Origin of the sequence: Streptomyces sp. ME19-01-6 (assembly GCF_033793745.1) — a bacterium.
Taxonomy (GTDB): Bacteria; Actinomycetota; Actinomycetes; order Streptomycetales; family Streptomycetaceae; genus Streptomyces.
In genome coordinates this window covers 18,554-29,288 of sequence record NZ_JARAXF010000057.1, presented here as the reverse complement: position 1 = coordinate 29,288, position 10,735 = coordinate 18,554, and the positions used below count along the sequence as shown (strand labels likewise).

General features: G+C 68.4%; 10 protein-coding genes and 2 pseudogenes. 6 read left to right on the top strand and 6 right to left on the bottom strand.

Features of this window, described 5'->3' with window-relative positions:
- The 3 genes and pseudogenes from PV419_RS51465 to PV419_RS51455 all read left to right on the top strand — a co-directional run.
- Nucleotides 1-265, top strand: a pseudogene (locus tag PV419_RS51465) (hypothetical protein); the annotation flags it as partial.
- 6 nt (nucleotides 266-271) lie between these two features.
- Nucleotides 272-622 (top strand): protein kinase domain-containing protein, encoded by a 351-nt coding sequence (locus tag PV419_RS51460; protein WP_319701009.1) that lies wholly within the window; start codon nucleotides 272-274, stop codon nucleotides 620-622.
- Nucleotides 526-738: pseudogene (locus PV419_RS51455) on the top strand (Tn3 family transposase); the annotation flags it as partial. The gene PV419_RS51460 and the pseudogene PV419_RS51455, both read left to right, overlap by 97 nt.
- A 103-nt stretch (nucleotides 739-841) precedes the next feature.
- On the opposite strand, the gene PV419_RS51450 reads toward PV419_RS51455, so the two are convergent.
- Together PV419_RS51450 and PV419_RS51445 are read right to left on the bottom strand one after the other, a co-directional pair.
- The gene (locus tag PV419_RS51450) at nucleotides 842-1,393 is read right to left on the bottom strand and encodes an EF-hand domain-containing protein (RefSeq protein ID WP_319701004.1); all 552 of its coding nucleotides are present in this window, start codon (nucleotides 1,391-1,393) and stop codon (nucleotides 842-844) included.
- Between the two features lie 136 nt (nucleotides 1,394-1,529).
- Nucleotides 1,530-3,842, bottom strand: a complete 2,313-nt coding sequence (locus PV419_RS51445) for a molybdopterin-dependent oxidoreductase (RefSeq protein ID WP_319701003.1) — start codon at nucleotides 3,840-3,842, stop codon at nucleotides 1,530-1,532.
- Nucleotides 3,843-4,763: 921 nt separating this feature from the next.
- On the opposite strand from PV419_RS51445, the gene PV419_RS51435 reads away from it, so the two are divergent.
- On the top strand, nucleotides 4,764-5,024 hold the full coding sequence (locus tag PV419_RS51435) for a DUF4158 domain-containing protein (protein WP_319701002.1): 261 nt from the start codon (nucleotides 4,764-4,766) through the stop codon (nucleotides 5,022-5,024).
- A 21-nt stretch (nucleotides 5,025-5,045) separates the two neighbouring features.
- On the opposite strand, the gene PV419_RS51430 is transcribed toward PV419_RS51435, so the two are convergent.
- The 4 genes from PV419_RS51430 to PV419_RS51415 form a co-directional block, all read right to left on the bottom strand.
- Nucleotides 5,046-5,396 (bottom strand): hypothetical protein, encoded by a 351-nt coding sequence (locus PV419_RS51430; RefSeq protein WP_319701001.1) that lies wholly within the window; start codon nucleotides 5,394-5,396, stop codon nucleotides 5,046-5,048.
- A gap of 41 nt (nucleotides 5,397-5,437) precedes the next feature.
- A complete protein-coding gene (locus tag PV419_RS51425) occupies nucleotides 5,438-6,541 on the bottom strand; it encodes a hypothetical protein (protein WP_319701000.1) in 1,104 nt (367 codons plus the stop codon).
- Nucleotides 6,542-6,684: 143 nt separating this feature from the next.
- A complete protein-coding gene (locus tag PV419_RS51420; RefSeq protein ID WP_319700999.1) occupies nucleotides 6,685-7,728 on the bottom strand; it encodes a hypothetical protein in 1,044 nt (347 codons plus the stop codon).
- A gap of 584 nt (nucleotides 7,729-8,312) precedes the next feature.
- Nucleotides 8,313-10,007 (bottom strand): zeta toxin family protein, encoded by a 1,695-nt coding sequence (locus PV419_RS51415; protein WP_319700998.1) that lies wholly within the window; start codon nucleotides 10,005-10,007, stop codon nucleotides 8,313-8,315.
- An 82-nt stretch (nucleotides 10,008-10,089) separates the two neighbouring features.
- Between PV419_RS51415 and PV419_RS51410 the strand changes: the two genes are divergently transcribed.
- Together PV419_RS51410 and PV419_RS51405 are read left to right on the top strand one after the other, a co-directional pair.
- Nucleotides 10,090-10,356, top strand: coding sequence for a helix-turn-helix domain-containing protein (locus PV419_RS51410; protein WP_319700997.1), 267 nt, complete (start codon nucleotides 10,090-10,092; stop codon nucleotides 10,354-10,356).
- Nucleotides 10,357-10,382: 26 nt separating this feature from the next.
- Complete coding sequence (locus PV419_RS51405) at nucleotides 10,383-10,643, top strand: hypothetical protein (protein WP_319700996.1); 261 nt, start codon at nucleotides 10,383-10,385, stop codon at nucleotides 10,641-10,643.
- Nucleotides 10,644-10,735 lie beyond the last annotated feature (92 nt).

Here is a 10,735-nt window from a genome sequence, read left to right as displayed (position 1 = left end):
TCGGCAACAGCCAGCTCGGCCTGGATCCGATCAGCCTCCTCTTGCAGCTCGTCCACCCGACGACGAGCAGCGACCTCGCGCTGTTCCAGCAGCCCGACCTCTGGTCGCGGTCAAGATCCTCACCGGTGACGGCAGCGCGGACAGCAATCGGCAGGTGGCCCGGTTCGCCCGCGAGGCCGCGGTCGCCGGCGGGCTCGCGCACCCGAACATCGTCACGATCCACGACTTCGTCACCACCATGCACGACAAGCAGCTGTACGCCTAACTGGTGATGGAGCTACTCCCCGGCAAGCCGCTCAGCGCCGCTCTGGAAAAGGGAAGAGCGCCCCTGCCGAACGCCCTGTACGTTGCGGGCTGCGTCGCGGACGCCCTGGACGCTGCGCATGACACGGGCCTCACGCACCGCGACATCAAGCCGTCCAACATCGTGGTCCGGCCCAGCGGCAGCGCAAAGGTGGTCGACTTCGGCATCACCAAGGGCAGCAACGACCGGCACAACAACAACACCACCACCACAGGCATCCTCACATCGACGCCGCCGTCGCCCAGCTCCAGGCCGAGGGCCACGAACTCCGCGAGGAGGACATCGCCCGGCTCTCGCCGCTCAAGCACCGCAACCTGAACCTGCTCGGCCGCTACAGCTTCACCGCCTCCACTCCGGCCGCCGGCGCCCTGCGCCCGCTGCGCGACCCGGACGCGCTGGAGCTGGACGAGAACGATGAGTCGGCCGCCGACTGAAGAGGTGTCGTCAGGGGCTGCCTTGGCCTGAGGTCTTCACGCCACACGCCCACACCAGCAGCAGTGGTGTGGGCGTGCGGGTCCCGGGCCGCATCTGGGGCCGTCAGCCGGCGATCCTGCCGAACAGGTGGTTGGCAGGAGCGTCCGGGTCGTTGCCGTAGAAGAACTCCGTGACCGCCTGGTGGAATTCGGCGCGGTCCAGCGCACCGGAGCCGTCCCGGTCCAAAGCGGCGAAGACCGCGGCGCAGTCCTCGCCGGGAACGCCGGCGACCGAGTCGAACATCTGCTGGAACTCCGCCTGGTCGATCTTGCCGTCTCCGTTGAGATCGACGAGGTCAAAGAAGCAGTTGGTCACCGGCTCGATCTGTTCCGGGTACAGGGCGGGGTCGGTCAGGACCCGCCTGAACCCTTCGGTCATCTCCCGCAGATCGACCTTCCCGTCACCGTCCTGATCCATCGGGGCGATCACATTCGTCCAGAACCCGTCCATCCCCTCGGTGAGCAGGCGGGCGGTCGCGGAGTCCGACGCGGTGCCGCGGGCGGCGATGTAACGCTCGCTCATCATTCGGACGTCCCGCTGGGTGATGAACCCGTCGCCGTCGACGTCGGCGCCCCTGAACCACTGGCCATACTTGAGGTTTTGAAGTGCAGTCACGACTGCGAACAGTATTCATGCCATTACGCAAGCGCAAACGGCAAGTGGCGAGCCTCTCGGCGGCCCGGGCCAGCCTGCTACGCGCTTGACGATGGCGTACACGGAAACTCGCCCGAAGAGACAGGAAGTCTTCGTATCAATGTTCGAGGCTTGGTGGTGTAAAGGCGAACACATCAGGAAGGGGATCGCCGTAGAGCTCGACGTCGACCAGCGCACTGAGAGCACTCGGTCCTTGGGACAGGCGCGAGCACGGCCGATCCGCCGTGAGGACGTTCGGATTGCCGTGGCGGTCCAAGGTTCCGCTCAGGCCTGGCTGGACCGGATCCCACCACGCCCCTGTGGACAGTTGCACGACGCCTGGCATGACGTCATCCGATAGGACTGCGCCCGCGAGACAGCTACCTCGGTCGTTGTAGACGCGTACGATCATGCCGTTCTCGATGCCGCGGGACGCGGCGTCCAATGGATTGATCGTCACGGGCTCACGGCCACGGATTTTTGAGTTGAGGCTGTGGCCACCGTTGTCGTACTGGCTGTGCAGGCGTGAGGCGGGCTGATTCGAGATCAAATGCAGCGGGAATCGGTCCGACAGATCGGCACGAAGCCACTCCACTGGTTCAAACCACGTCGGATGCCCGGTGCAGTCGTCGTAGCCGAACGAGTCGATCTTCTCGGAGAAGATCTCGATCCGGCCCGACGGCGTCGGCAGGGGGAAACGCTGCGGATTCGAGCGGAGTGCCTCGAAGCTGCCGGGAAACGGTCCGCTCAACGTCGGCAGCTCAGCGGTGGAGCTTCGCCAGAAGTCGTCGAAGCTCGGCAAGGCGGCATCTTCGCCGAGTTTTGCCTTCGTCTGCTCGTAAAGGTGTCGGACCCATTCGATCTCGGAGCGCGACTCCGTGAACTCCTGCTCGTATCCCAGCCGGGAGGCCAAGGCGGTAAAGATGTGGTGGTCGGTGCGCGACTCGCCAGCCGGCTCGCGGACCTTCGGCATCGCGACGAGGTGGGGGTCCGAGAATCCGGCGGCAAAGTCGTCGCGCTCCAAGCTGGTGGCGACGGGGAGGAGGATGTCTGCGAACTTGGCCGTGGTGTTCCACCAGGCTTCGTGAACCACCACCGTGTCAGGGGTCTGCCAGGCTCGGGTCAACCGATGGAGATCTTGGTGGTGGTGGAACGGGTTCCCTCCGCACCAGTAGATCAGGCGAAGCTCGGGCAACGTGAGGCGCCGGCCGTCGTAGTCGATGGTCTTACCCGGATGCAGCAGGGTGTCGGCGATCCTTGCGACAGGGATGAAATCCGGAACGGGGTTGGACACCTCGGGCATCGTCGCCACGAAGGGGCGGCCTTTGGCAACGCCGGTCGCGTCCATCGTCGCGTAACCTGCACCCCAGCCGCAGCCAGGCCGGCCCATCGAGCCCGCCATGGCGGCCAGCACGACAGACATCCAGATCGGTTGTTCGCCGTGATCAGCCCGTTGCACCGCGTAGTTGACCATGATGAGCGAACGTTGCGTGGTGAGGCGGCGAGCGAGGTCGGTGATCGCGTCGCGACTGATGCCAGTGATCCTCGCTGCCCAGGCAGCGTCCTTGGGGACGCCATCAAGCTCGCCGACCAGGTAGGAGGCGAAGCGGTCAAACCCGATGCAGCACCGGCGAAGGAAGTCCTCATCGTGCCACCCGTTGACCAGCATCGTGTGTGCGATGCCGAGCATCGCGGCGGTGTCGGTGTTGGGGATGACGGGCAGCCACTCGGCGTCGAGGAAGCCGGCGACGTCGCTGCGGATGGGACTGACGTTCACGAACCGCACCCCGGCCTCACGGCACTGGCGCTGCAGGTTCTGCGTCTGGTGCCTGGCCAGCCCACCAGGGTTGATCTGGCTGTTCTTGAGGGCCAGCCCCCCAAACGCCACCACAAGCTCACAGTTCTCAGCGATCTCGTCCCACATCGGCATCCGGGACTGGTAGCTCCACGGATGCCCGCCGATCACATGAGGGAGGATGACCTCCAAAGCCGCGGTGCTGTACGTGTTGCGCGAGTCGGTGTACCCCCCGCCTAACGCCAGGAACCTGTGGAGTTGACCCTGCGCGTTGTGGAACCCGCCCGCACTCGCCCAGCCATAGGATCCGCCGAACACCGCGCTGTCTCCGTGCTGTGAACGCACTCGACGCAGTTCATCGCTCACCAGCGTGATCGCGTCGTCCCAGCTCACCTCCACGAAGGCGTCCGCGCCTCTGGCCGTGTCCTGGGCGCGCGGCAGGCCGTTCAGCCAGCCCTTGCGCACCGCGGGGCGCAACACGCGAGCACTATCGTCCGCGGCTGTCACCATTCCGGGGCCGATAGGCGACGGCGCGGGGTCATCGCCCCTCGGCTCAATTCGCACCAACCGACCGGAATCGACCACCGCGATAAAACTGCCCCAGTGCGTCGCAACCGACATGCGTCGTTCCACCATGCCATCAGCTCCATCCCTGAAGTTTCCCCGGCTCTCGGACAGCGGTCGCTTACAGGGGCTCCACGTCAATCGACGGTCCGCGGGAGAGACTTCCCCTGTGGCCTGCTGCCGAAGCACGCTGGTGCGCGCGACTGCCAATGGCCGCACAGAAGCCCCGGCCGCATCGACTTCCGCCAGGGAGCACCTGTCGGTAAACGATGGCACCCTCAAGTGATCAACTCACGACCCACGGATGATCATGTGGTCGTGGAGGCACAGGTGCGTGACTACGGGTTTTCGCCGGCTTAGCAGGATGAGGTCTGGAGACGATGGCGTGAGGGGCAGTCCTTCAGCTTGATGGGGTGGGTGCTCGGGGCTCCGATGCACAGCGTCCGCAGGTTTCTGTACCAGAGCGGCGGCGTCCGCCAGTCCCCGCAACAGCGCTCAACGCGGCATCTGACCGGCGACGAGCGCATGGAGGTATCCCGCGGTCTCGCAGCCGGTTAGTCCGCTCGGCAACTGGCGCGACGGTTGGGTAGATCGCCGTCGACTGTCCCGGTGAGATCACCCGTAACGGCGGTCGGGAACGCTATCGTGCCGCGTCGGCGGACGCGGCTGCCTACACGCGTGGGCGTCGACCCAAGCAGGCCAAGCTCGCCCAACGACCCGCTCTGCGGGCGCTGGTGGAGGCCAAACGGGCACTTTGCTGGTCGCCAGAGCAGATCGCGGGCTGGCTGAGACTCCAGTTCCCTGGCAACGTCTCCATGCAGGTCTCGCACGAGGCGATCTACCTCTCGCTCTACGACCCGCGACGTCGTCAGGCGATCGATCGCAGCCTCACCCAGGGGTATCGCCGAGGTAAGCCCAAAAGGGGCCATGGAATGATCTTGAAGCCGTGAAGGCCCGGCGCGTCACCCGTTCGGCTCAGGTTCGTTGATGGCGATGACTGTCGTCTGGAGCCTGGGGTGGGTAGTGACATCGATCGAGCGAACGGCGTATCCGCGGTTCAAGCGGCTGATCACCGCGCACGAGCTGTATCTGTTCTTCTCGCCGACTCGCGATGAGCTGGAGTGGGCCGCCGACCGTACGGACAGCGATGATCATCTGCTGTCCCTGTTGCTGACGCTGAAGTCGTATCAGCGGATGGGGTGCTTTCCGAAGGTGGGGGACATTCCGGAGGCGCTGTGCCCGCCGGGAGCCTGACGGCCGGTCGCCCGTGCTCTGTCAGCGTCCGGCGGCGCGCAGGTGCTCCTGCCGGGTGGTGACCTGGGCCCGCCAGCGGCGTCGGGTGGGATGGTCTCCGTCGATCCACCGCGCCGCGGCGGGATCATTAAGCGGCTGGTCTGCCATGAAGTGGGCGATGTCCAGATAGTAGGCGTAATAACCGCCCTGGGTGAGGTCGCGCAGTCGGGAGATGGAAGCGGCTACCGCCGGCTCGGCGCCTTGGATGGCGTGGTGGAAGCAAACGGTCAGCTCGAGGGTGGCCTGGGCGGAGGTGAGCCCGGCGACGCTGATTTCGGCGTGCAGGACCTGGGCGCGGTCTTCGAGATCACCGCTGGCGCCAGCGTCGCGCACGAGGGCGGCGATCCGGGTGGTCAGGGTGGTCGCCCGGAGATTCAGCCCGGCAGGGAGCTGCTCGGCCAGTTCGAGTTCGTCGTCGGCCTGGTCCGGGTCGGTGAAGGCGAGGACGAAGGCGCGCTGGGCCTGTGCGGTGGCCCGCTCCCCGGCGATGCCGTGCTGTTCCGCCTCAGCGCGGGCGGCTTCATACGCGGTGGCCGCGCGCTCCATGTCGGCTTGGGGCCACCACACGTCGCCTTCGACGCGGTGGTGGCGGCCGGCCCAGCCGAGAGTGCGGGCGGTGGCCAGTGCGGTGGGGAAGTCGCCGGCGAGGGGGGCGAGGTGGGCCAGGCCGCGGCGGGCCGCGGGGGCGAGGCGGCCGGCGCCGTCGGCGACCAGCTGCATGCCGCGGCGGGAATCCTCGGAGCGGCCGAGGTCGCGTTGGGCCTTGGCCGGTAGTAGACGGCCATCTCGTGCAGGTCGGTGGGCAGCAGGCCGGTGTCGATGACCGCGGTGAGCCGGTCGATGGTGCGCTCGCGGTGCTCGTGCTGCCGCCGGCCGAGGGTGCTGAGGGTTTCGACTAGGGCGTCGGCCGCCGTCTCCAGCCCGGTGGCGGCCGGATCATTCGGGGTGGGAGGGGCGAGCGGTTCCCAGATCGAGTCGCCGACGTACGACCAGGCCGCACCTGCGAGCCAGCCGAGGCCGAGACGGGAATCGCGGGCAAGGCGCAGACCCTGGCGCAGGCAGCCGATGAGCAGCAGCCGGTCCTGGGCGCTGGTGCTCCACTGCTCGCCCAACGCGCCGAAGGCCCGCTCAGCGGCGCCTGCCCAGTCGTTCGGCGACCAGCGGTCGTCGGCTTGGTCATCGGCGTTGCGGATGGTGGAGCGGATCAACCCGTGGAGGTGGAAGGGCCACAGACCGAACCGGTTCTCACGGACGAACGGACGCTCGACCAGCCGCATGGCCGGTGCCTCGTGGGTCATGCCCGCCGCCCGGGTGGCCAGGGCCAGGTCAAAAGCGTCCAGGAGGCTCACGGAGCGCAGGACGTGCCGCTCGTCGGGGGTGAGGTCGGACAGGGTGCGGGCGACCAGGGCCGGGAAGTCGTGGTCGAAGTCGGTCGGGGTCGGTGTGTGGCCGGAGCGGCGGAGCTCCAGGAACCGCATCACCGACAGATCGAGGTACAGCGGCAGGCCGTGCGAGCGGCCGGTGATGACGCGGCGGATGTCGTTGCTGATGAGGGGCTGGCCGTCGCGGGCCAGGCGGCGGGCGAGGTAGTCGTCGCAGTCCTCGGGGGAGAAGTCCCCGATCAGGACCTGCCGCCCCGGCTGTCGGCGGATGAGGCGGTGCGGGCCGGGGGGGTGTTGTGGGCGGCCAGGCCGGGCCAGGCGGCGGGCCCGGTGAAACCGAGCTGGCCCTGGAGGGCTTCGTCAGCCCACTGCAGCCGGGAGCGGCCGGTGATGACGAAGACCGCGTTCGGCATGAGCCACACCACGCGCTGCAGCAGGCGCTCGGAATCGCGGTGGGTGCGGTCGCCGATGTCCTCGAAGGTATCCAGCAGGATCACCGGGGTGACCTGCTTGTCCGCCGGGAGCCGGGCGAGCTCCCAGGACAGCAGATGCGGGTAGAAGGAGAACGCCTCCAGGTCCGGTTCGGCCTCCAGCAGGTCGGCGAGCCGCGCGCATCCGGCGAGCGCGCGGACGGCCTGCCGGCGTTCGCGCAGCGCGCGCACCAGGGAGCCGGTCACCTGGCCGACCGCGGAACCGACGGTGCCCGGCAGGAGCAGGGCCTGGGCGACATCGGACAGCGCGGACTGCATCTGCTGCTGGCCGGCCTGGCCGAACCGGCCCGTGAGCCCGCCGCGGCGCAGGTACTCCTCCAGCTGCTCGCCGGGGTGGTTGTGCTCCCAGTACCGGCGCAGCGCGATGTCGAAGGCGGGCAGGGGTCGGCCGAGTTCGGCGAGCGCGAGCCGGACGGTCAGCACCAGGCGCTCGAAGTCGGTGCCGGCCGAGCGGGCGAGATCGATCCGGATGGGCAGGAAGCGTTCGCTGGACCAGGCGGGCTCGCCCCATTGGGCGGGCCGGTGCTCGGCGCCGGCGAGCGTGGCCTCGAGCTTGCGGGAGAAGGTGGTTTTGCCGATGCCGCCGACCCCGTGGAAGACGATCACGTTGTCGCGGGGTGCTTCGAAGTCCTCCACGCTGAAGGCCGGGTCGGCGATGTGCCGCAGGTGCTCGGCGAGCGTGGCCGCGACCAGGTCCCACTGCAGCCCGCGGTTCGTGAACGCCTCCGCTGCCGTCAGGCCACGGTCGTTCGTGCTGAACAGCGCCCTGAGATCCCGATGCGCCACGTCCACCCGCGAACGATGATCACCTGGGGCCAACCTATGCCCGCACCAAGCCCCTTGGGGAAAGCATCCCCCGGATGCTGCGCCGTGCGCACGAGGCGCCAGCCTGTCTCGGCCGCCTTGCGGCACTGTCCCACCGGAATCGGCCAAGGAGACAATGGCCGCTCCAAACCATGATCAGCACGAAGGTGGTAGCTCCATGTCCGACACTCCCAGCCCCGACTTCTCCCATCTGGAAGGTGGGGAGGAACAGCAGGCGCTGGACGCCGTCCAGGCGGTGGTGAGCTGGTACAACACCCGGATCGTCGCAGGAGCGCAGGGCCCCTGTACCCGACGACGAGCGGATCGAGGAGCTGAAGACCGCCCGGCAGGCTGTGCTGGAGGACCGGCAGCGGCTGGAGACCGCCGACCCGCAGGAGACGGCCCGGATCGCTGCGCGCTACGCGGCCCGGCTGAAGGAGCTGACCGACTCGTAGCCCGCAGCCTTCCTCGGCACGGGCAGGGGCCAGGCTCGCGGGTGCGGACGGCCGATCCTCACCGGCTGCACCCGCGCGGGCATCATCGGCCGGGCCAGCGCGGCGATGTCGTCCAGCTCACGGCGGTGCCGGGGCAGCGCCTTCCGCAGCGCCTGGTACAGAGCGAGGAACCGGGTCGCCTCCGCTTCCGTGTACGGCCGAAGCTGCTCCGCTGCCAGCGCCCACGAAGCCCGCCGGGCACCGGCGGCCCGCTCCTGGCGCAGCAGCGCCTGACCGTCCCGGCGGATAACGGTCACGGCGGCGATGGGTGGGTGAGTCTGCGCAAGCTCGACGAACATCGGACAGAGCGCGGAAGCAGGTGGTGTGCCCGGCCCGGGAGGTGAACCGGCCGTCGATCCCGAGCTGCAGGGCACGGGCATACCGCAGCGCCGTCGCGAGTCGGCTGTCGGCCTCCCGCACCGCCAGAACCACCAGCTCGACGGGGTAGGCAGCGGTCGCGAACGGCAGTGCGCTGGCCAGGAACTCCTCCGTGCTGCCCGGGGCGCCCTCGATGAGCACGTCGCCGCGCCGCAGGCGTACGTACGCCTCGGCCTCGGCGAACCGCGCGCGGTAGTCCGCCCGGATCGCCGGGCCAGCGTTGCGGGGATCCTCGGTCAGCAGCTGCGAGTAGTCCGGATGCGAGGCCTTGCAGTCGTCGCCCACCAGATGCGTCGTCCCCGGGCGCATGGCTCGCTTGACCATCCTGGCGGCCAGCAGCTTCCCCGCCCCGGGCTGGCCCAGCACGTACAGCGCCCGCGGGTCATCCCGGCCGATGATGCCGCTCAGGTGCGACGGTGCGATCAGCTCATCGAAAATCCACCGGTGCTCCTCGGCGGAGAGCCGGTGATAGTCCACGCCCGGTGCCTGACGGCGGGGCTGTGCGATCCGGCGGACCGGCTCGGCGAGGGCTGCGGCACGTTCGGCATCCCGCTGCACAGCAAGGCGCCGGTCATCCTCCAGCGGCTCGCGGTGCAGGCGCTGGTCGGTTCGCGCGAGCTCGCGGCGAAAGACCGCCGTTTCCCGCGCGTTCCACCATCGCGACCACTCGGCCGCCACCGTCTTGTCTGCGGCGGGCCGTCGGCGCCACACCCCGTTGACCAGCTCGTTGCTGTACAGCACCGTGCCATCCCGGCGCACGACGGTGACCCGGTCCGCCAGTTGCTCGGCCTCGATGACGGCCAGAGTTCGCAGCATCTCCTTCGCGCAGGAGTCATGGTTCTCCCACGACACATACCGGGGCTCAGTGAGGAAGCGGTCCAGGACCCCGAGCTGACTCAGGGCCTCCTGCGTCGCCAGAGCCACCACCTCAAGGCGGGAACCAGCCTGCCGGTAGGCGGCTGCAGACGTACGGAAGCCGTCGGGGTCGGCCAGGGCCGACTCGACCACCGCGTCGAAGCGCTGGGCGCGGACGTACTCCTCCACAGCGGCCTGCCAACTCCGGGTATCCGCCCGGATTTTCACACCCGCCGTGCGGACGTCGGCGGCCAGCAGCTCGGCGTAGCGGCGGTGCGCGCCCTTGTACAGGTCGCTGCCGATCCGTACCGCGTCGCCACGGCGGTTCAGCGCCGCCTGCACCAGGTCCGCGATGGCGGTTTTCCCGGCGCCCGGCTGACCGCCGACGATCACCACGGTCGGCCGGTCCTGGCGTACGGCTCCCTTCGTCCACGCTGGGAGGATCACCTGGTGCAGGACGTCGTGCCTCTCTTGTTCGGACAGCACGACCGAGTCGATATCCGCCTCCCGCAGCACCGAGCCTCCCCCTCTTGTGCTCACTTGCCAGTGACCCTAAATCCAAGGATAAGAATAGCGCAAATTCAAGGTTAAATCCATGGTAGTGTTCAGATGGAGGTGAAGCATGCCAACCGAAGATGAGCTGTTCGCGGCCGTGGACTCGCTCCTGTCAGGTGAGCCGGAAATGCCGCCGCCCGCCGAGCGGGCCCGGCTGCGCGAGGCGGCCGGCGTCACCCAAGCGCGTCTGGCCCAAGTCCTGCAAACGACCACACAGACCGTGAAGAACTGGGAGAGCGGCCGGTCCGAGCCGCGGCCGCCACGCCGCCAGCCATATCTGCGGCTGCTGGACGCATGGGCCGCCCAGCACCCCCCAGAGCCGGAGAAATCATGACTACAGGGAAAGGAGATACCCAAGCCATGCCGGAAGCAGGACTCGATGCCGCCGCCCACTCCTTACGAGCCTGGCTGAACACCCAGCAGTTCACGGACCTGTCCGCCCCCGAGGTGACAAGGTTCCTCACCGACTCGGTAACCCTGTGGGCCAACCGCCTCGGCTACAACGTCCGGCGCGAAGTCGCACTCCCCGCCAACCCTGACCAACGGCAAGGACGGCTCGATCTCCAACTCAGACACCGCACCGGCAAAGGACGACCCATCAGCATCGAGATCGAACGATAACCATCCGGCGGCGATCCCCAGCGCGCCGGTCGCCGACCGCAGCCTCGCCTCGGCCCTGCTGCTCGCGAAGGTGCCGTTCTGGAGCCGCTGGT

Bases quoted from the DNA above. Each gene is read 5' to 3' on its own strand.
- PV419_RS51435 (WP_319701002.1), top strand. From the start codon at position 4,764: ATGACTGTCGTCTGGAGCCTGGGGTGGGTAGTGACATCGATCGAGCGA.
- PV419_RS51460 (WP_319701009.1), top strand. From the start codon at position 272: ATGGAGCTACTCCCCGGCAAGCCGCTCAGCGCCGCTCTGGAAAAGGGA.
- PV419_RS51410 (WP_319700997.1), top strand. From the start codon at position 10,090: ATGCCAACCGAAGATGAGCTGTTCGCGGCCGTGGACTCGCTCCTGTCA.
- PV419_RS51445 (WP_319701003.1), bottom strand. From the start codon at position 3,842: ATGGTGGAACGACGCATGTCGGTTGCGACGCACTGGGGCAGTTTTATC.
- PV419_RS51405 (WP_319700996.1), top strand. From the start codon at position 10,383: ATGCCGGAAGCAGGACTCGATGCCGCCGCCCACTCCTTACGAGCCTGG.
- PV419_RS51425 (WP_319701000.1), bottom strand. From the start codon at position 6,541: ATGCGGTTCCTGGAGCTCCGCCGCTCCGGCCACACACCGACCCCGACC.